Genomic DNA, 18,795 nt, shown 5'->3' with positions numbered 1-18,795 from the left:
GACCGCTCACACGCGGTAATGCGCCGAATTCCGTGACAGGTTGATGTTGTAATAGGGGTCGGCACGCAGCTCCGGGCCCCAGCGGTCGAGCATGGTCAGCACCTCGCCCTCGAAGCGCTTCTGCTTCTCCGGCGTGTCCTCGGCCCCGCGGCTCTTCGACTCGTGGTGAATCAATTTGGCGAAGGGCGTCCAGACGATCCGGTAGCCGGCCTGGCGGATCTTCAGGCACAGATCGACGTCGTTGAAGGCGACCTTCAGGGCCTGCGCGTCGAAACCGCCGACCTCCGCGAAGACATCCGCCCGCATGGCCAGGCACGCGCCCGTGACCGCCGAGACCTCGTGGGCGATGACCATGCGGCAGAAATAGCCCGGATCCGCGTCGGCGGCGCCGAGATGGCTGTGGCCGGCCACGCCCCCGATCCCGAGGACGATGCCGCCGTGCTGGATCGTGTGGTCCGGATAGAGGAGCTTGGCCCCGACGGCCCCGATCTCCGGCCGCACCGCGTGGCGGACCAGCTCGGCGAGCCAGCCGGGCTCGAGCACCTCGATGTCGTTGTTGAGGAACAGGAGCACCGCGCCCGTGGCGGCGGCGGCGCCGCGATTCGACAGATCCGAGAAATTGAACGCCCCCGGCACCGGCACGACGCGCACCCGCGGATCGTCCCGGTAGCGGGCGAACAGCGCGGCGGTCTCGGGCTCGCGGCTGTCGTTGTCGACGATGATCACCTCGATGTCGGGGTAATCGGTCGCGCCGAGCAGCCCGTCGAGGGTCACCGACAGGATCTCGGCCCGGTCCCGGGTCGGGATGATCGCGGAGACCCGCGGCGGCGGTGCCGGCAGCGGCCGGATCAGGCGGTTGAAGCCGCCGGGACCGCGCTCCGCCCGGCCGCCCCACGGCGCCACGATCTCCTCCAGGGCCTGCAGGCGCGCGGCCTCCGCCCGGGCGAGCGACCGGTCGGAAAAGGTGCCGGAGCCCTGCGCGGCGCGCCAGTGATAGAGAATCCGGGGGATGTGGCGGATGCGGGCGGGGTCGAGCCCGTCGGTCAGCCGCAGCAGCAGGTCGTGGTCCTGGCTGCCCTCGAAACCCGGACGCAGGCCGCCGACGGCGCGCAAGGCCTCGGTGCGCACGACCGTGAGATGGTTGATGTAGTTCTGCGCGTAGAGCAGCTCGCGGTCGAAGCAGGACTTGAAGTGGGGGTCGAACCGGCGGCCGCGCCCGTCGATCTTGTCCTCGTCGCTGTAGATCAGCACGAGGTCCGGATCGCGGCGCAGCGCCCGGGCGACCTCGTACAGGGCGTCCTCGGTGAGCGCGTCATCGTGATCCATGAAGGCGCAGACCGCGCCCCGGGCCATGCCCAGCGCGTCGTTGGTCGCCCGGGCGATGTGGCCGTTCTCCGACCGGGTGAGGACGCGGATGCGCGGGTCGGCCTCGGCCGCCCGGCTCAGGATCCGCGGGATCTCGGGGCGCGTGGAGGCGTCGTCGACGGCGCACAATTCCCAGTGGGGGTAGAGCTGCGATCGCAGCGACGCCAGGGCCGCCCGCAGCACCTTCGGGTCGGGATTGTGGACCGGCATCAGCACGGAGATCAGGGGCGGATCGGCCCAGGCGGCGATCTCGGCGGTGATGCCGTCCCGCTCGGCGCGGCGCAGCGTGTGGGTGCCGAGCCAGGCCTCGTAGCCGCTCACGCGCCGGTGGCGCAGCGCACGGCCGAGGAAGCCCCGCGCGCGCACCTTCTTGCCGAGGATCCGCCAGGTGAAGGCCTGCATCGTCAGGCCGGGATCGCGCAGGAGGCCGCGGGCGGCCAGGACCGGCCGGGCGAGGCGGCGCACGGCGATCCGGCGCAGCCGGACCGGGACGCGCCCCGCCGGATCGGCGACGCGCAGCTCGACCACGTCCTGGGGCAGGCAGCCGATCCACGCGAAGGCACCGCCCCCCCGGGCCTCCTGGGGCAGCAGCGTGCCCGGGCGCCCGTCGGGGCCGACGAAGCTGATGTCGGGCAGGGTGTCGCGGGCCTCGGTCGGATCGTTGGACAGGATGATCTCGACCCAGCGGCCAGCGAGATCCGGCAGCGCGACGCGCAGCCCGTCGGAGCCCGCCCGCGCCGCGAGGGGGTGCCGCTTGCCCCAGAGCCCCGTGACCTGCGCCGTCGGGAGGCGGAATTCGGGCACCGCCGGCCCGGTCGCACGCACCATCAACTCCAGCTCTTGTCGACCGAGGCCTTCACGGCATCCGACATGGCCACATCGAACACGATCATGTCCTCGACCGCCTTGACGCTCTTCAGGCGCTCGGCCAGCGCCAGCGTCTCGGCCGGCACCGGGGGCAGGGCCGGGATCGGCGTGCCGATCCCGAGGCGATCGAACAGCGTCGACGCGAAAGCGGTGAACCGGGTCTTGTGGCCGACGATCCCGACCCGGGCGAGAATCTCGATTGCGGCGATCGAGTTGCCCGGATGGAGCCGGTCGTCCGGCATGCGGGTGCCGAGCTGGCGGGTCAGCGGGTTGTAGAGCAGCCGGTAGGCGGATTCGGGCAGCATGCGGAAGAAGCGCTTGAGGCTCTTCACGTCGGAAAAGTCGTACCCGTCCGCGAAGGCGGCGGCCTCGGTCAGGGGACCCAGGCGCCAGCTGCGCGCGGGATCGGCGGCATCCGCCGTCCGGGCCTTCAGCCAGCGCATCCGGGTCGCCATCTCGATCTGCGGGTCCTGGAGCAGGATGGCCGTGACCATCAGGTCCGGCGTCATGAAGTTCTCGTAGCGCGGGATCGTCACGGCACCCGACAGGAAGGCCGAGGGGGCGGCCGGGCCGGCCAGCACGCAGCTCAGGATCTCGTCCGGCAGCTTGTGGATGCCGAAATAGCAGTGCTGGAAATACGGGAAGAGCGCCGTCTGGAGCACCGTCTCGGGCTCGATGCCGGTGTTGATCAGCATGGTCCGCAGCCGGACCTGACCCTCGGCCGGCATGCGGCGGTAGACCAGCACGTTGGTGTCGGCGTCGTAGAGTTCGAGCCGCGGGATCTCGGACAACCCCGGCACCTCGGCCTCCGTGACCACGAAGGTGCATTGCCCGGTGGCGTGCCAGCCGTTGCGCTTGAAGGCCTCGTCGATGACGCTGGCCGGGACCTCGGCCACGCGCCGTCCGTCGACCGCGACCACGACCCGGCTGATGGCGAGGGGATTGTCCGGCACGATCCAGCCGCGGATCGAATCGCCCTGATCGTGGTCGATGAAGTAGCGCATGTCCTGAAGCGTGAGGCGGCGGCATGCCGGCGCCCTATGTCCGCCCTGTGTGGCGGCGCGGCCGGATGCCGAGCGGCAGGGCCATAGCGCATTTTTCCGTCGGCGTGCACCAGGGCGGCTTCTGCCTGGTGCCGGATCCGCGCCGATTGATCCGACCGGCCCGGTATTTCCGTCCTTAAACCCTTGATCGAGAACGGCGGATCCGATCGGATCCCGGTGCGATCCGATCGGCGCGCGCTCCCGCCGGATGCGCTCGATCCCTCCCGCCATGCAGGTTCCGCTTGCGCCCTCGCCGGGCAGCCGGTATAGGCCCCGCCCACCGGAGCTGCACGGCTCCGGCCCGGGCGCGTAGCTCAGCGGGAGAGCACTACCTTGACATGGTAGGGGTCACAGGTTCGATCCCTGTCGCGCCCACCACTTTTCTCCAACGGGGACAGTGGCTTAAGTTTCGAGAATGCCGACATTGGGTAGTTACCTCTGTCGCGGAGTGCCAGTTGGACCAAAAGCGTGCCAGTCGGCTCAAGCCGAACGGCGCACCTCCGAAGGCTCCAAATCGTCGAATTCCAGGGCGTTCGCGCCCTTGCTCAAAGCCTCGGGGCTGAACCGCGCATAGATGCGGCGGGTCACGTTCAAATTCGAGTGGCCGAGGTAGCTGGCAATCTCCTCCATCGACACGCCCTCTTCGGCTTGGCGGACAGCCGCCGAGTGACGGAGCATGTGCGGGTGAACGTGCGGGAGCCCAGCCGCTTTGGCGGCGCTCGCCAACCCCTTCTTGACCGATCCGACCTTCTGCTTCGCCCACTCAATCACGTACTCCGAACGCGCGCCCTCTCGGGCCGCGAGCAAGCGCAGTTTGATCGACCGGTTCATCGGGACCACGGCGCGACCCTTGTGCGCCACCTGGATCTCAGGGTTCTCCAGATCAATCTTGTTCCGCTCGAAATCGCAACGATCCCACGTCAGGTCGAGGATGGCCCCTGCGCGCCCGGCGGTGGCGTAGGCCAGCCAGACGAACAGCTTCAGGTGCGGCGCCGTGCAGGCGTTGGCGAGCGCCCGAACCTGTTGCAGCGTCAAATGGCCAGTGGCCGATTTGACCTCTCGCGGCCGCTCAATGTGCGGAGCTTTCTCAATCAGGCTGTGCTTCACGGCCCAGTTGAGCACCGTCCGGATGCGGCCCAGTTCCGTGATGATCGTTCCATCTTTGATCCCCCGCTCGCGCCGCGCAGCCGTGTAGGCGCGGCAGTCAGCAATGCGGATGTCCTCGGCATTCATGTCTCCGAACCAGGGGGCCAAAGCCTTCCATTGGTGCGCCATGATCGCGACAGACGGGTTGCCCTTCTTGTCCCGGCAGTAGGCGTCCCACAGCTCACGGACGCTGGTGCCGGTCGGCCTTAGGGCCTCGGCGTAAAGCGCTGGCGCACGACGCTCTGCCTCAGCCTCATTATCTGTGCCGAGCCGGAGCCGGTGTCGCTTACCCTCTTGGTAGAAGGTGAGAGTGCATTCGCCTCTGGGAAATCTCGGGGTCTTGAGCCGTCCGATGTCATAGGGGCGCTTATCACGGCGCATTCTGCTGCCTCCACGGCTGAACGAGGGATCCTGAGTAGCTTGCCGCCGAGCCGGAAGTGCCCAAGCTCGCCGCGATTGACCATGTTGCGGACGTGCTGCTCGGAGCAGCCCCATTCCTCGGCGACCTCGCCAGGTGTCAGAATGTCAGGCCTCATCCAGCGCCTCCTGCTCTTTTTCTGACATCCAGTCGTAGATCCGGCACCCAATCCAATCAGCCAACTCAACTTCGCGCCGGTACTGCTCACCGTTGAAACGGCAAGTTTCAAAGTATTCTGCCGCCGTGTCTTCGAGTGCCAGCCGCTCAGCCTCGGAACGATCAAAGCCGCCATCGTACTCGCGGATTGCTGCTCGCTCCTCGTAGTAGGGAAGCCAATCGATCAGCCCGACCGCCTGGGGCGCACCGCCGAGCAACTCCTTTTTCTCCCAGCCACTTTTTGTGCGTGACCGCGTGACTGCGTGACCAAGATAGATAAGTATTTGTCTGTTATTGTCTTTTCTGGTCACGCACTCCTGCTCAAACCGGTCACGCGGTGGATGACTACCCGCCCTCACAGGTGCTTCGGTCACGCAGGTCACGCACGCCACATCAGCCATGTGACCAGCTAAGCCACTGATTTGATTGGCGGTCACACGGGTCACGCAAGTCACGCGCGTTTTCGGTATGGTGTGCACCGGAACGAGCTTCCGGAATGCCGTACGATTAGTTGGCATCGGACATCTCCGCGTCGAACAGGGCGGAGGCGCGGATCGCATACGTTGGTACCGAGCGGCCGTCGACTTTTAGAAACAGCCGATGCGTACGGTCTCTGCCGCAGACCAGGAACCCGCGCTCGAACAGCATGGCGACAGCGCTGACAGGGTCCGCGGCACCGCTAAGGATTTCGGACCAGCCCGTGGCGGTGAAGGCGTAGACCAGAGCGTCATCGCGACGGAGCCGGTAGCCAATCAGGTCGCGAACTGGTGTGGCGCTCGGCTCGGGCAGGTCCAGGTTGCGGAACCGCGCCTCACCATGCCGCTCGACTGCGCTGCGGATGGCTTCGCGTGCCGCCAGGAACTCGCCGGGTCCATCGCCGCCACGGGTGCCGCGCCAAGCTGCGAAGCACACCTTGGCAGAGCGCACCACCTCGCCTTCGTCCCAAGGCAGTCCGAGAGCTACTCTTGCCATCTCGCCGGCTGTGGCGATTAGCGCAAATCGCTCTGCTGCACGGTGTGACTGACCATCAGGCTCCGATACGTCCGCGAGTAAGATGCGCACGGTTTCGGCGATCATCGTTCTTGCCGCCTCAGCCGTACTGTCAGGGTCATCGGCCAGCACCGACACGAACTGCGGGCCGGCGACGCCATAGTGTCTCAGTGCGGCGCCCTTGATCCGCTTGGCGAACGCCGCCGGCTCCGCGCCCTTCGTGTCCTCGAACATCCCCGCCCCAGCGCCGGCGTCGGCTGGGACGTCGACGACGCGGATCAGCTGGCCGGCGCGCGCCCGCTTACCGGTTTCAGCGATCTTATCGGCCAAGCCGATCTCGCCAGCCGACAGCAGCATCACCCGCCACTCGTGCCGGGCGCGCAATTCTGCCTCCTTGGTCGCCCGCGCTTTTCCCTGTCCGTTGACCAGCAGGTAAGCGGTCGCCCCAGCTTCGCGGGCGTCGAGTTCGCCTAGCTCGTCCAGCACCAGCACAGTGCCAGAGTGGGCGCGGGCGACGCTCTCCAAGCCATTGCCAGTAGCTCTCCAGGTTTGGGTGAAGCCGGCGCGGCCACCTCCGCCCCAAACGCTGCCGGCGATGATTAGGCCTGTAGACTTGCCCGTCGAGGAGCCGCCACGCAGGTTCACGCCTCCGCCCTCGTCCTGCAGCAGGTCGGCGATCGGACCAGCGAAGGCGACTGAGAGAGCGAGGATCAGCCGAGAGTTGCCGGCGGCGGGCACGGCTACGGCCGTGACCCATTCCTCCAACGTCCCGGCCTGAGCATAACGTGCCGCGTCTGCGCGTCCGTCGAACAGCACCTCTTCGTCATCTACCTCGCCGATAGTGACCTTGGGCAGAATGAAGGCGGCCCCGAACCAGCCGGAGCGCTTCACGAGCCGAACGCGGGTGGGGCAGTCGAGGTCGAAGAGAGCGCGCTTCAGCAGAGCGAGCGGCTTGCGGCCGAAGGTGACAGGCAGTCCCGCATCAACCAGTGGGCGCAGCCATTCAGTGCCGTCGCCGACGAGATCACCGTGTGGGACGAACGCGCGATGTTGGATGCCGTCGCGATCGTTCCACTCGATAGTGGTGGCCCAGCCTGCGCCGCTCGGATCCCGGGCGAGGCCCGGGACGGTGAACGGACCAGACAACTGCACTGGCGGCTCATCGCCTTCAGGATCGTACCAAAGGCCGGAGGCCCGCATCTGAAACGCGGGCGGCCATTTTAGCTCAGAGGGTAGGCGCTCAGGCTTGCCGCTCCGACCCGATGAAGCGGCGAACTCCTCTGGATCCGACTCGGGCGGACCGAGCCGTTCCATTTCAGCGCTGAAGGGGTCGCAGCGCATCATGGCCGCGCCTCCACCGTACTTCCCCCTGCTAAGATCGCGGCAGTCTCAGCGCGTCGGCGCGCCTGTTTCGCATTCATCTCCTTCAAGTTTGCGAGCACTGAGACCGCAGCTCGCGTGTTCGCAACTAGGCAGCGGATCGCGTAGTCGAGGCCGGGATCGTCACCGATCTCGGCATAGTTCTGGCCGATGCGTGCGTGGATCTCAGCGCCCGCCAGAGTCTCGACAATGAACTGCCGATAGACCTCAGGCGTGCCGTAGCTGTGCGGATCAGAAGCACTCATCGCGCCGTCCTCCAGGTCTCAACCTCAAGGCCGAAGCAGTGTCCTGCGATCACAGAGGCGAGCGCTGGGCTCCGAACCCGACCGAGAACTGCGCGCAGCCGCAGATCTTCGACGGGCGGCAAGTCAGGCGGCGCAGTCGGCATAGACCGGCGTCGCGAGCGGCAGACGGATCGAATTTTGGTTTTCGACTGCATGGTGGCACCTCTCAGTATGGTGCCGGTCGAAAATCGTTGGCGCAAAACGTCGGATGCTCTATCTATGCGTTGTCCAGACGCTGAAAAGCATCCGCCGCCGGTCTCCGATTTTCGGGCCGGCGGCTTTTTCATGCGGCGATGGCGTCGGCCCTCATGCCGACGAGCGGCGCCGCGACACGAGCGGGCACGAACACAGCCCGTCCGATGCTGATGGCTTCGACCCGCTTCTCGCGGATCGCGCGATAGAGGCCCTGTTCGGTGATGCCGATCACCGGGGCGAGGTCGCTGACCCTCACGTTCAGACCATTCCGGATCCGATCGAACACCGCAGCGTGCGAGCTGACGGCGGGGGCCTGCGCAGGGCTATGAACCTGAGGATTGGCCGACATGAGGCCTCCGTGGCTACTGGTAGCCACACATATGACAGGTCAACAGCTAATCGGCAAGCCCTACGTGGCAACCTGTTGCCACACTAATTGACCGTCGGGCGCTTTGTTGCGATACGTGCACCGAGTTTCACGGACCGACGGAGTGTCACCTATGGCGCGAGCCCTGAAAGAGCCGAAAGAGGCGAAGGAAGAAGGCGCGAAGCGTCATTGGCTCAGCGCCCGCACAACTGCCGAGCTGAACCAAATCTTGAAAGATGCGGCTCAGACCAGCGGGCGCTCTGTTTCTCAAGAGATTGAGTTTCGCCTTGAGAAATCTTTTCTGGCCGAGAAAGTAGAGGCAGAAACAAAGGCTAAGACGCCGATGCGTCCGCTCGATCAGAAGTCCGAAGCGCTATTCCGCTCGATCTCGATGGCTGCTGGCACCGTTATGACAAAGCTGGATGCGTCTTGGGTGGACGATATCTATGCGCGCGCCGCCGTGAAGTCAGCGATCATTGAAGCTTTCAGCTCTTATGTTGCGAACAACAGAATTGATCTGGCCAAAGATGGGCTCGACCTTGAGCGGTTGTCCCATGCCACCCGGATCGGGCAGGCGTTCGGGCGGCTGATGGGCGATCTGAGCGCAACCCCTGGCGGGGATCTCCTGCTTAATGAACTCAGGGGCATCCTGTCGCCAAGCAATGTCGGCTTGGGTGATGTTCTCGCGCCGGAGAAAGCGCGCCGGGACATCGCCCTAAAAGAATTGAACGCCAGTTTAGAAGCTTAAACACAGTAAACTTCGCGCGCACAATCTTCATTGAGGCGTATATACAAATGAGCCTGGGCGTCTAATCTTTCCAAATGGAAAGGGAGGCGCCCGTGCGACCGCTCAACCTCGACACCATTCTAATCGTCAGGACCGACCGCGAACTGCACACGGCCCTGCACGGTGCCGCGCGTCGTGAAGGCACCACCGCCAGCGCCCTCGTGCGCAAGGCCGTCGCCGCGATCGTAGCGCTGGACGATGCGCTCCCGACCCCGCCCGCGGCCCCCGCCGCTGTTCTGCAGGCTGCCGCCTGATGGGCGAGGTCCGGGCGCTCAAGCCCCGCCAGGATGCCCCTGCGGCCCGCGCGCTCTCCACGGCTGAGACCTGGGACGTGCTGTTGACCGGTCTGCGGGCGGCTCACGCGACCATGGGCGAGACCATTGCCTCTATTGAGGCCGGCGCACCGTCGGCCGACATCTTCCCCCTGATCGGGCGCCTCGACGCCCAGCTTGCGCCCGTCGGGCCGCTCGCCCTCGCCCTGTACGGCGACGAGCACCCGGCCGGGGCCGCCTGAAAGGATCCGGCCTCATGGGTGGCGGACAGACCTCAACGCAGAACTCGATCCAGACCACGGAGCAGTCTCCGTGGAACCCGGCTCAGCCTGGATTGATGAAGGCCCTGACCGACGCGGGCACACTGTACGACGCCGGCATCGGTAACGGCATCTATGGCGGCAACCGCGTCGCTGGCCTGTCCGATGCGCAGCAGAACGGCATCCAGGGCACCATTGACCAAGCTGCGTCCGACAATGCCGGTGCGCAGGGTGTCAGCTACCTCCAGAACCTGATGGCGTCCGGCGGGATCTCGCCGACGACGCAGCAGGGCCTAAACATGCTGGCGGCCGTGCCGGAGGCGAGCACGGCGCGGCTATCAGCCCTCGCGGATCAGATCGGCTCGGCCTCGAACCCGATCAACCAGACCGCTAACAGCTTCATGTCGGGGGCTCGTGATCTCACGACGATCCCGCAGTTGCAGAGCCTGTTCAACCAGACGCAGGCGCCGAGCTACGCGGAGCAGAACCTCGCTGGGGTGGCACGCGGGGACTACCTCGACCCGACCCAGAACAAGATCTTCCAGAACTTCGTAGATACCTCCTCCCACAACGCCCTCCAGGCGCAGAAAGAGGCGTTTGCGGCATCCGGGCGGTACGGCTCCGGTAGCTTCGCGGGGGCGGCCAACAAGGCGGTGAACGACACCCAGAGCCAGCTCTACGCCTCGCAGTACAATCAGGAGCGGGCCAATCAGGCGTCGGCCAACTCCCAGATGGATGCGGCGATGCAGGGGCGCCTAGGCCTCGGGTCCAACGTCCTCGGCCAGATCGGCAGCGTCGAGGGGACAAACAACCAGCAGCGGCTTGCCGGTGCCGGCCTTGGGCAGGCGCAGCAGTCGGCCCTTGCCGGTGTCCTGAGTCAGGTGCTCGGCGGGGACCAGTTCAACAGCAACCTGGGGGTGACGAAGGCCAACGGCTTCATCGGTGCGGGGCAGCAGGGGACGAATGCGGGGCTGGCGGCGGCCGGTGCCCTGCCGGGTGTCGATGCGCTGCGCTACGCCCCCGCCTCGAACCTCCTGCAGGTCGGCGGCCTGCAGCAGTCGCAGGCTCAGAACCTCATCAACGCAGACATGCAGAGGTTTCAGGAGACTCAGCAGACCCCGTGGCAGGCCCTCTCGGAATATGCGTCCTTTCCGACGGCTATCGGGTCGATGGGCGGTCAGACCGTCTCGCGTGGCACGCAGCAGACACGGACGAGCGGCGCCAGCCCCCTGCAATCCATTCTTGGGCTGGGCACCTCGCTCCTGGGCCTCGGGACCGGCGGTGGCGCTACCCTCGGTGGCTCGCTGGCTATGGGCCTCCTCGGCTCGGATGAGCGCCTGAAGGAGGACATCCATCCGGTCGGCGAGCTGAAGGACGGGCAGCCGATCTACTCCTACCGCTACAAGGGCGATCCGCGGGTACAGATCAGGCTTCTGGCTCACGAGGTGGCTGAGAAGAACCCGGATGCTGTCGGCCCGATCGGCCTCGGCGACCTGCTGGGCGTGGACTACGGCAAGGCGACGTCCGAGGCAGCCCGGCTCGCGGCCAAGGGCAAGCGGAAGGGCGGCCAGCCGGGCGGCTCCTCGCCCGCAGCGCCCCCGGCCGAGCCGCCGCGGATGGCGTTCGTCCTTTCGGATCATTCCGGGGCTCCGTCGGATCTGCCCGCCGGGCTCGGTAGAGCTCTCGCCGCGATGCTCCCCAGCGGGGCCGAGGCCGACCGCCTTATGGGCCACGCCCTGCGCGCCGCGATACCGTCGGAGCTTCCGCCTGTCCGTACCGGCTCCTCGAAGTCCCCGATCCGCGGCAAGCGCCGCGCCGCAGCGTGACGGATAGACCGATGGAACACCTCGACGCGACCGAAGCCGCACAGGATGCCCCTGCCGACCTGTCGGCGCTGTCCGAGCATGAGATGCAGACGCTCGCCTGCCGGACCGAACTGGCGACCCTGTTCCGGGGCATTCAGGGCATCGCCGGCCTGGCTGCGTGCAACCTCGAAACAGGCGGCTCTGTGCAGGACCTCTGCGGCCTATTCAGCGCCCTCGGGCAGCTCGACGCGAAGGCGACCGACCTCGCCGGCCGCTACGGCGTCCTGATCTCTACGCAGGGGGTGGCGTGATGAGCAGCGGTCCTTCCTTCCTCGGCGACCTGGGCAGCTTCGATCTGGGGACCTTCCTCGAACAGTTGCGGATGGCTCCGCAGGGGCTCGATCCGCGGGCCGCCGTGCCGGCCCCGAGGATGGGGATCAACCCGTTCCAGCCGACGCGCGGGGCGGGTGACGTCGGCCCTTCCGGGAATGGCACCGGCCCGGTGGACCAGCGCCGGCCGTCGATCGCGATGACCGAGGACCAGACGCAGGCCCTCGAGCGGATGCAGGCCGACCCGCAGGGGCTCTCTGCCCTCGGTGGCTCGCCGACTGACCGGCTCCTGTTCGACCGGTCAGGGTTTGGAGGTGGTGCCAGCGGTTTCACAGGCTCCGCCGACCCCTATGGTTCGCGCGACGTGCCGGTGCCGCCGGCGCGGCCGTCGGATGCGGATCTGCTGGCATCTCCTTCGGCGACAGGCACTGTGTCCGCGCCCCGTCGGCCGTCCGGTAGCTCGAACGTCGCCCCAGCGCCTGGCGTAACGGCAGCCGACACCGGCAACCCGGCATCGAGCAACCTGCAGCCGGTGAACAGCTTCGATCCTCTGACGGGGCAGCCGGTCTCGGGCTCGCCGAAGATGCTGCAGGCGCCTGGCATGGGCGGCCCGACGGCGGGTGGTGGCCAGATGTCGACGGCGGGCAGCGCCTCGCCAGGTGGGAGCTTCCTCGAGCGGTTCGCGCAGGGCCTCAACAACCCGGCCGTCGGCAACCTGCTGCTCAACGTCGGCATCGGCCTGATGTCGAACCGCGGCTTCGGCCCCGGCATCGCGGCAGGTCTGCAGGGCTACCAGCAGAGCCAGACGGGTTCGGTGAAGTCGCTCCTCGAGCAGTACAAGCTGCAGCAGGAAATCCAGGGCCAGCAGGCCACGCGCGCATTCCTGCGGAGCAAGGGCCTGTCTCCGGCTGCCGTCGAGGCAGGCACGCTCAACCCGTCGCTCCTGGCGCAGATCAACAAGGACCCGCAGCAGTTCACCGTCGGCGGCAACGTGTTCCTCGGGCGCCCCGATCAGGATCCGTCGACTTGGCAGAAGCTCGGTCCGAGCTCCGGGCCACCCACCGGCTACCGCCTCGCGGCTGACGGCCAGAGCCTGGAGTTCATCCCCGGCGGCGAGGCCGATCCGGCCGTGAAGGAGCGGAACGCGAAGGCCGTCGCCACCGACAAGGAGCAGACCCCGCTCCTCGACATCGAGGCGCGGCGCAAGGTCGGCATCCCCGACAGCGACACCCGGGCAGCTTGGGCCGACCCGAATGGGAAGGTGACGTTCAACGATGGACCGCCGCTGATCCAGGGCCGCCCGGGGCAGACCGTCTACGAGCGCGGCTCCCTCCGGCCACTCCTGACCGTTCCGCCGGCCAAGCCCGACGGCTACGACACAGAGACGAAGCTGCGGGGCGAGTTCTCCAAGCAGCTCGGCAGCTTCGCGGACGTGCACGACGGCTACGGCCGGTTGATCGCAGCCACGAAGCAGCGGCAGGAGAACCCGGGCTCGGTCTCCCCGGCCTCCGACATCTCGCTGATCTTCGGCTACATGAAGATGCTGGACCCCGGCTCGGTGGTCCGAGAGGGCGAGTATGCGACGGCCAAGAACGCGGCCGGCATCCCCGAGCGGGTGACGAACGCCTACAACAAGGCCCTGAACGGCGAATTCCTAACGGACACCCAGCGGCGCGACTTCCTCAATCAGGCGTCCGAGCTGTACGGCACCGCCCGCAAGACCGCCGAGGGCGTCGCCGACCGCTATCGCAACCTCGCGACATCCTACGGGGTCGACCCGGGCCGGTCGGTCTACCTGCCGGAAGCGCCGACGCCGCCGAAGATCGGACAGCAGGGGCAGTCCGGCGGCGGTGCCGCGGCTCGCTTTCAGGCGCTGATGAATAGCGGCATGTCGAAGGCCGACGCCTTCGCCCAGATGCGTAAGGAGGGCCTGTAATGGCGTCCGGCATCACCTTCGACCCGGCCGAGTTCGAGGCGTTCAAGCAGGCGGCCGGCGCTCCGGCGGCTCCGGCCGCCAGCGGGTTCGATCCGGCTGAATTCGCAGCTTACAAGGCCTCGCAGATCGGCACCGACATGGGGCGCGAGGCCGGCGCCATGAACGCCGCCGCTCGTGGCTTTGTCGACGGGATCCCGGTGGCTGGCCCGTACATCCTCGGCGGGATCGATCGCGCCGACGCGGCCCTGCGGTCCTACCAGGGCGGTACGGACTACGGGACCGAGGTGGCGAAGGCGCAGCGGTACGGCGCCGACGTGAAGGCCGCACACCCCTACGCCAATACCGCCGGCGAGATTGCAGGCGGCATCGCCGGGACCGCGCCCCTTATCGCGGCGGCTCCCGCTGCATTCGGGGCAGGGACGGGAGGCTTTGCGGCGCGTTCGGCTGCATCTCTAGCGTCTGGGCTGGCTCTAGGTGGATCTGATGCCGCCGTGCGCAGCAGTGGGGATTTGCGCGAAATAGGGAAGGGGGCTGCGATCGGTGGCGGGTTCGGCGGCGCAGCCCCTGCCGCCGGCTCGGCTCTCGGCGCCGGGATCCGGAATTTCTACGAGATGATCGGCTCCCGCATGGGGCCTTCAAGCGGGTTCGGCCCAGCCGCGACGCGCGTCCTGGCAGAGGATGCGGCCAACTCGGGCGGCGTGCCGCAGATCCGCTCCCGCATGGGCGAGCTTGGATCCGACGCGATGCTGCTGGACGCCTCGCCCTCCTTCCAGGGGCAGGCGCAGGGCCTCGCCGTCCGCCCGGAGACCCGGGAGGCCGTCACGGCGCCGATCGTGTCTCGTGCCGCCGGCATGACGGACCGGCTCGCCACCGACATCAACGGAGCATTCGGCCCGGCCGTCAGCCCGCAGACTGCCACCAGTGCCTTCGCCTCGGCACGGCAGATCCCCAACCAGGCCATCGGCGATGCCGTGCGGGGCGCTGGTCCGATCGACACGACAGACGTGCTGGCGAACCTCGCCGACCGCCTCCGGACTGCCGAGGGGCCGCAGCGTGCCGCCCTGATGCAGGCGCGGAACATGCTGATGACCGAGCACCCACTGACCGGCGCTGCGATCCCGCAGACGAGCGCGGAGAACCTGCAGAACGCCAAGATCGCCCTGTCGGGCATGATGGAGCACGGCGCGGAGTCGTTAGGCGTGCCGCGCGGATCGGTGGCGCAGCGCGAGGGCGGCCTCGGCGCCACGGTGGCCGATCTCAACCGGGCCTTGCGCGACCAGGTGGCCGGCTACGGCGCAGCCAACGACGTGTCGGCGGCGCTCGCGCGGCGCATGGAGGCCGTCGAGGCGGGATCGCAGCTTCTGCGGGGCGGCCAGAGCGCCACGCCCCCGGCCGACCTCGCTGCGCGCCTTGCCGGCATGTCCCAGGGCGAGCGGGACGCGATGGCCGTCGGCACCCGCGGGGCGATCGACCAAGCCGTCGGCACTCGCCGCAACGATCTCACTGCGATGCAGAACCTACTGCAGGGGGAGGGCGGGTGGAACACCGCCAACCTCGCGAAGGTCCACGGTCAGGCGCCGGTTGATCGCATCGTCGGGGCCGTGAACCGGGAAGCGGCCTTCGATCAGGCCAACCGCCGGATCGTCGAGGGCTCGCAGACCGCACAGCGGACCCAGGCGGCCGATCGGGTGGCGCCGCGCACGACGCTCGGCAACGACATCGGCGGCACGGTGGCTGGGGCCATCGGTGGACCTCAGGGTTGGGCGCTGGCGCAGGCTGGGCGCGTCGCCCGTGCTGGCGTGAACGCAGCCGGGCAGGCCGCGGACCTCGCTCGAAACCGGCAGCTCGCGGACGCCGTCACCCTGACCCAAGGCGACCGGCTGAACATGCTGTTGAACGCCATTGAGGCGAGAGGGGCGATGCAGCAGCGGGCGGCGGCTCTCGGCAACGCCGCAGGGCGCGGCACGCAGGCAGCGCTCCTGTCTCAGTCGGAGCGGGCGCGTCCCTACTTCCCGGCTGCTCTGCCAGCCTTCGGGCGGTGACCGCGCCATGCAAAGGCAACAGCCGCGATGAAGATCACTCCGAGGATCCCGAGGAACGCAGCATCGCCGATGCGGTCTGCAATCCAATCGACGCCCTGGGGCACCGTGACGTTCAGGGCCCACCCGAGTGCCGTCATCACGACGGCGAACAGGATGAGGGTGGTCAGGATCTCAGCCGTGCGGCGCATGCCTGAGAATGTGGCCCCGCCTCTCCGTTCTGTCGATAGGCGCAGGAATGGTCTGCAGGGGCCGTCTGGCCGATACGCAGTTAGGGCGCATCGCAAACCCTCGAACGCCGTGAGCGGGCCGGATTTCGCAAATGAGGGGCATTTCGGATGAGTGATGGTGGTTACGGCGGCCTGCCATCTCTCGCGGGCGGCGATCTCGGACTGAGCCCGTCCATCCAGGATTGGCTGCTGCAGCAAGCTCAGGCGCAGCAGCTCGCCCAGGCTCAGTCCCAGATGCAGGCAGCGCCTCAGATGCCTGGGCCGGGCCCGCAGGATGTTCCGCCGGCCTCTCCGCCCGGCTTCACCGGCTACAATCCGCCAACCCCGCCGACGGGCGCCCCTACGGGTGTCGTCCGGCCGGAAGCGCAGGGGATCGGCGTGGCGGCTCTGAATGCGCTGGGGCCGTCAAGCGCGCAGGCGGCGACCCCGGATCAGGGCGACATCCGCAGCCGGTTCATCTCGACGCTGCAGCAGGGCGGTCTCACGAACCCGAACGGCCTCGGTGCCGTCGCGGCCTACGCCCAGCACGAGAGCCGGTACAACCCCTCGAACATCACCGGCTCATGGTCCGATCCGAGCGAGAGCGGGCAGGCCGGCACGTCCGGAGGCATCCTGTCGTGGCGTGCTGACCGCCTGGCCAATATGCGGGCATTCACCCGGGGCGCCGCCGACCCGGTGGCGGCACAAGCCAACTTCCTGCTGCAGGAGAACCCGCAGCTCACGCAGGCCCTGCAGAACGCCCAGAGCCCGCAGGAGGCCAACCGCCTGATGGCGGATGCGTGGAAGTTCGCGGGCTACAACCGCCCTGGGGGAGAGAACGCCGCCCGACTGGCGACCACGCAGGCTTATGCGAACAGCTTCGGCGGCGGTGGGGGAGCCTTACCGGCGCTGGCAGCCCCGCGCGGGGGCTCGATGGGTTCGACCGCGCAGCGCGGCGGCTTCGGCTTGAACGGCATTGTCGGCCAGGGCTCGGCCGTGCCGGGGCAGGCGTCGCCCGTGCCTGGCGTGGCCTCGCTGTCTGCCGAGCCGACAGCGCTCGCACCCGATCCGATCGCGTTCTCGTCAGACCCTGCTGCCCAGCCCCAGCAGCCGAGCAACCAGTACGCTCAGATCGGCAATGCCCTGAAAGCCGCGGCGGCAGGCCAGCAGAAGCAGGGGCAGAAGGGCGGCGGCATGCAGCTCGCCCAACCAGGGCGGCCGAGCCCTATTGGCCTGCAGCAGGCCAAGGCGCTGTTCGACCCGGGCCGGTTCTATGGAATGCTGCGCGGTGCGGGGTTGCGTGGCGTCTGAGGCGTTGCCGTCGGGATCCGAGCGTCGGGTGAGCTGCGCAAAGCGGCTGGGATAGCCCGAACCCTTACCGGTGTCCCCCGATCAGGCCTCGCATTCTCAGGCTGTTGAGGTAGGCCCGCTGGAGAGGACACCAGAATGCGGCACCGCTCTCGCGGAGCGCCGCCGTGTCTTCGGTCTCGGCGACGTTCATTGCCTTCAACAGCCGGTCCTGGCCGAAGCGGTCGAGCGACTGCGAAAAGAGCGTGGTTCCGATCTCCTGCAGCTGGGCCTGATCGACAGCGTAAAACGGCGCGCAATTCCGACCGATGAGGGTCACGCGGACGATCATCCGTGCGGCTTGATCGAGGCGAGTAGTATCTTTATGCAGCGCAGCTTCAGGCGCCTTGGCCGGCCCGGCGACCGCATTGCAGATCGCGAGCGTGAATATGGTCAGCGCACAGCGTGCCACGGAGAGGCGACTGACAGCGAGAGATCGCACGCTTTGTGCCACGCCTCTGCGAGAAGCTGATTTTTCTCGAGGCTCGTAGGTCTGGCCGTTCTGTCCAGGCATACGCTCAAGATGGCGAATGCCACCGGTGGTGTCGATACGGACCTTCCGCATGATCAGCACGTTGGGAGAGATGAACGCTCATCAAGCACCTGCGCCGGACGTCGCCCGCCTAGCTCTGACTGAGTCAGCCCTCACTTCCGCCGACAGCCTCTGGCGAGCGGAGATGCAACGAAACTATGGGCCGGACGGGGTGCTGATTTACGCCTTTTCGCCGGAAGGCCAGGGCGGACTCGGAACGACCCTTCGGCAGACCTATGAGGCTCGGCGTGTCGCGGTCGCGCTTTGGCGCCACGAGCGGCATCGCGGTTGAAGAACGCGTCGCATTGCGAGGCATGTACCGGGCCTTTACAGGCCGCCCATGTCCGACAAGCTCGACGCCCTCCTCGAACGCCTCAACGCGCACCAGCGAACGCTCATTCTTGCGATGGCTGAGCACGATGGACTGCCGGCCAGGAGCGCGTTGCGCCAAGTGGCCGAGCTGGAGAACGTCATCGCTGCGGTTGCGGCTGAGGAGGCCGCACGGGATCGTCAATCCAAGAGCTGAGCGTCACGTAGTGGGTTGATTTGATCCCGGCTTCGCTTGGTCCCGAGGCGTGAGCGTGTCACGGCAGGGCATGCAAAGCGACTATGACTACGGCGAGAGCCTCGAATGCCTCGCCTGCGGCGCCGTCTATGCGGCTACGGCAGAGAAGGACTCTGTTCTGACGGAAGATGATGCTCGCTGTAACTCCTGCACCGGGGTCATGACGCACTGGCCGCAGAAGGTAGGGTTCGAGATGATCGAGACTGCGTTCGAGGCTCGGGGATAACGGCGTCGCCACGAACTCATCGTCCCCTCTATGAAGCAGGGCACGGCAGCGAACGGTAGCCCACGGCAGCGGTACGGTAGCGGGTTCGGCAAGAGGACGGATATCACACCACACGCACTAAAGGTGTGGGCTGCTCCTCTTGGAAGGCGTTGCTGTGGTCATGCTGCGCAGGCATGCTGAACCGCACCCCGTTTTGACCGGACAGGCGGCATAGCTCACGAAGGCATAGGCGTTGGCCTATGGGTAAGGCTATGTCATCCGATCCGACCGCCCCGC

General features: G+C 67.4%; 17 protein-coding genes and 1 tRNA gene. 10 read left to right on the top strand and 8 right to left on the bottom strand.

Annotation, left to right across the window (positions count from 1 at the left end):
* Window positions 1–6 precede the first annotated feature (6 nt).
* Window positions 7–2,193 carry a glycosyltransferase family 2 protein gene (locus CIW48_RS23645; protein WP_149312934.1) on the bottom strand — a complete coding sequence of 729 codons (2,187 nt, stop codon included), beginning with the start codon at window positions 2,191–2,193 and terminating at the stop codon, window positions 7–9.
* On the bottom strand, window positions 2,193–3,236 hold the full coding sequence (locus CIW48_RS23640) for a hypothetical protein (protein WP_149312933.1): 1,044 nt from the start codon (window positions 3,234–3,236) through the stop codon (window positions 2,193–2,195). The genes CIW48_RS23645 and CIW48_RS23640 overlap by 1 nt, the downstream gene beginning before the upstream one ends.
* 342 nt (window positions 3,237–3,578) lie before the next feature.
* Between CIW48_RS23640 and CIW48_RS23635 the strand changes: the two genes are divergently transcribed.
* Window positions 3,579–3,653 (top strand) — tRNA-Val (locus CIW48_RS23635).
* Between the two features lie 102 nt (window positions 3,654–3,755).
* Here the strand turns inward: CIW48_RS23635 and CIW48_RS33460 are convergent.
* The 5 genes from CIW48_RS33460 to CIW48_RS33450 all read right to left on the bottom strand — a co-directional run bounded on the left by CIW48_RS33460 (window position 3,756) and on the right by CIW48_RS33450 (window position 8,193).
* A complete protein-coding gene (locus tag CIW48_RS33460) occupies window positions 3,756–4,802 on the bottom strand; it encodes a site-specific integrase (protein ID WP_246695396.1) in 1,047 nt (348 codons plus the stop codon).
* Window positions 4,803–4,946: 144 nt separating this feature from the next.
* Window positions 4,947–5,441, bottom strand: coding sequence for a hypothetical protein (locus CIW48_RS33455; protein ID WP_173009375.1), 495 nt, complete (start codon window positions 5,439–5,441; stop codon window positions 4,947–4,949).
* Window positions 5,442–5,502: 61 nt separating this feature from the next.
* Window positions 5,503–7,329, bottom strand: coding sequence for a DUF927 domain-containing protein (locus CIW48_RS23620; protein ID WP_149312930.1), 1,827 nt, complete (start codon window positions 7,327–7,329; stop codon window positions 5,503–5,505).
* Window positions 7,326–7,610: a hypothetical protein gene (locus CIW48_RS23615; protein WP_149312929.1), complete on the bottom strand. Its 285-nt coding sequence runs from the start codon at window positions 7,608–7,610 to the stop codon at window positions 7,326–7,328. Before CIW48_RS23615 ends, CIW48_RS23620 begins: the two co-directional genes overlap by 4 nt.
* A 322-nt stretch (window positions 7,611–7,932) precedes the next feature.
* Complete coding sequence (locus CIW48_RS33450; RefSeq protein WP_173009374.1) at window positions 7,933–8,193, bottom strand: hypothetical protein; 261 nt, start codon at window positions 8,191–8,193, stop codon at window positions 7,933–7,935.
* A gap of 151 nt (window positions 8,194–8,344) precedes the next feature.
* Between CIW48_RS33450 and CIW48_RS23610 the strand changes: the two genes are divergently transcribed.
* The 8 genes from CIW48_RS23610 to CIW48_RS23575 all read left to right on the top strand — a co-directional run bounded on the left by CIW48_RS23610 (window position 8,345) and on the right by CIW48_RS23575 (window position 17,160).
* Window positions 8,345–8,959: a TraY domain-containing protein gene (locus CIW48_RS23610; protein ID WP_149312928.1), complete on the top strand. Its 615-nt coding sequence runs from the start codon at window positions 8,345–8,347 to the stop codon at window positions 8,957–8,959.
* Between the two features lie 92 nt (window positions 8,960–9,051).
* The gene (locus CIW48_RS23605) at window positions 9,052–9,252 is read left to right on the top strand and encodes a hypothetical protein (protein ID WP_149312927.1); all 201 of its coding nucleotides are present in this window, start codon (window positions 9,052–9,054) and stop codon (window positions 9,250–9,252) included.
* Window positions 9,252–9,512 (top strand): hypothetical protein, encoded by a 261-nt coding sequence (locus CIW48_RS23600; protein ID WP_149312926.1) that lies wholly within the window; start codon window positions 9,252–9,254, stop codon window positions 9,510–9,512. Before CIW48_RS23605 ends, CIW48_RS23600 begins: the two co-directional genes overlap by 1 nt.
* A 14-nt stretch (window positions 9,513–9,526) precedes the next feature.
* Window positions 9,527–11,356, top strand: a complete 1,830-nt coding sequence (locus tag CIW48_RS23595) for a tail fiber domain-containing protein (RefSeq protein WP_149312925.1) — start codon at window positions 9,527–9,529, stop codon at window positions 11,354–11,356.
* A gap of 11 nt (window positions 11,357–11,367) precedes the next feature.
* The gene (locus CIW48_RS23590; protein WP_149312924.1) at window positions 11,368–11,646 is read left to right on the top strand and encodes a hypothetical protein; all 279 of its coding nucleotides are present in this window, start codon (window positions 11,368–11,370) and stop codon (window positions 11,644–11,646) included.
* Complete coding sequence (locus CIW48_RS23585; RefSeq protein WP_149312923.1) at window positions 11,646–13,601, top strand: hypothetical protein; 1,956 nt, start codon at window positions 11,646–11,648, stop codon at window positions 13,599–13,601. Before CIW48_RS23590 ends, CIW48_RS23585 begins: the two co-directional genes overlap by 1 nt.
* Complete coding sequence (locus CIW48_RS23580; protein WP_149312922.1) at window positions 13,601–15,643, top strand: hypothetical protein; 2,043 nt, start codon at window positions 13,601–13,603, stop codon at window positions 15,641–15,643. The genes CIW48_RS23585 and CIW48_RS23580 overlap by 1 nt, the downstream gene beginning before the upstream one ends.
* A gap of 335 nt (window positions 15,644–15,978) precedes the next feature.
* Window positions 15,979–17,160 carry a hypothetical protein gene (locus CIW48_RS23575; RefSeq protein ID WP_246695395.1) on the top strand — a complete coding sequence of 394 codons (1,182 nt, stop codon included), beginning with the start codon at window positions 15,979–15,981 and terminating at the stop codon, window positions 17,158–17,160.
* Window positions 17,161–17,224: 64 nt separating this feature from the next.
* Here the strand turns inward: CIW48_RS23575 and CIW48_RS23570 are convergent, their stop codons facing one another.
* Window positions 17,225–17,761 carry a hypothetical protein gene (locus CIW48_RS23570; RefSeq protein ID WP_149312921.1) on the bottom strand — a complete coding sequence of 179 codons (537 nt, stop codon included), beginning with the start codon at window positions 17,759–17,761 and terminating at the stop codon, window positions 17,225–17,227.
* A 307-nt stretch (window positions 17,762–18,068) separates the two neighbouring features.
* Between CIW48_RS23570 and CIW48_RS23560 the strand changes: the two genes are divergently transcribed.
* Window positions 18,069–18,254: a hypothetical protein gene (locus CIW48_RS23560; protein WP_149312920.1), complete on the top strand. Its 186-nt coding sequence runs from the start codon at window positions 18,069–18,071 to the stop codon at window positions 18,252–18,254.
* Window positions 18,255–18,795: the final 541 nt, after the last annotated feature.

The organism is Methylobacterium sp. P1-11, from assembly GCF_008329595.1.
Lineage (GTDB): Bacteria > Pseudomonadota > Alphaproteobacteria > Rhizobiales > Beijerinckiaceae > Methylobacterium.
Note: the sequence above shows the minus strand (reverse complement) of the source record. Positions and strands in the feature narration are given on the sequence as shown.

Bases quoted from the DNA above. Each gene is read 5' to 3' on its own strand.
- CIW48_RS23640 (WP_149312933.1), bottom strand. From the start codon at position 3,236: ATGCGCTACTTCATCGACCACGATCAGGGCGATTCGATCCGCGGCTGG.
- CIW48_RS23620 (WP_149312930.1), bottom strand. From the start codon at position 7,329: ATGATGCGCTGCGACCCCTTCAGCGCTGAAATGGAACGGCTCGGTCCG.
- CIW48_RS23570 (WP_149312921.1), bottom strand. From the start codon at position 17,761: ATGCGGAAGGTCCGTATCGACACCACCGGTGGCATTCGCCATCTTGAG.
- CIW48_RS23610 (WP_149312928.1), top strand. From the start codon at position 8,345: ATGGCGCGAGCCCTGAAAGAGCCGAAAGAGGCGAAGGAAGAAGGCGCG.
- CIW48_RS23590 (WP_149312924.1), top strand. From the start codon at position 11,368: ATGGAACACCTCGACGCGACCGAAGCCGCACAGGATGCCCCTGCCGAC.
- CIW48_RS23585 (WP_149312923.1), top strand. From the start codon at position 11,646: ATGAGCAGCGGTCCTTCCTTCCTCGGCGACCTGGGCAGCTTCGATCTG.
- CIW48_RS23645 (WP_149312934.1), bottom strand. From the start codon at position 2,193: ATGGTGCGTGCGACCGGGCCGGCGGTGCCCGAATTCCGCCTCCCGACG.
- CIW48_RS23575 (WP_246695395.1), top strand. From the start codon at position 15,979: ATGAGTGATGGTGGTTACGGCGGCCTGCCATCTCTCGCGGGCGGCGAT.
- CIW48_RS23615 (WP_149312929.1), bottom strand. From the start codon at position 7,610: ATGAGTGCTTCTGATCCGCACAGCTACGGCACGCCTGAGGTCTATCGG.
- CIW48_RS23580 (WP_149312922.1), top strand. From the start codon at position 13,601: ATGGCGTCCGGCATCACCTTCGACCCGGCCGAGTTCGAGGCGTTCAAG.
- CIW48_RS23560 (WP_149312920.1), top strand. From the start codon at position 18,069: ATGTCCGACAAGCTCGACGCCCTCCTCGAACGCCTCAACGCGCACCAG.
- CIW48_RS33460 (WP_246695396.1), bottom strand. From the start codon at position 4,802: ATGCGCCGTGATAAGCGCCCCTATGACATCGGACGGCTCAAGACCCCG.
- CIW48_RS23600 (WP_149312926.1), top strand. From the start codon at position 9,252: ATGGGCGAGGTCCGGGCGCTCAAGCCCCGCCAGGATGCCCCTGCGGCC.
- CIW48_RS33450 (WP_173009374.1), bottom strand. From the start codon at position 8,193: ATGTCGGCCAATCCTCAGGTTCATAGCCCTGCGCAGGCCCCCGCCGTC.
- CIW48_RS23595 (WP_149312925.1), top strand. From the start codon at position 9,527: ATGGGTGGCGGACAGACCTCAACGCAGAACTCGATCCAGACCACGGAG.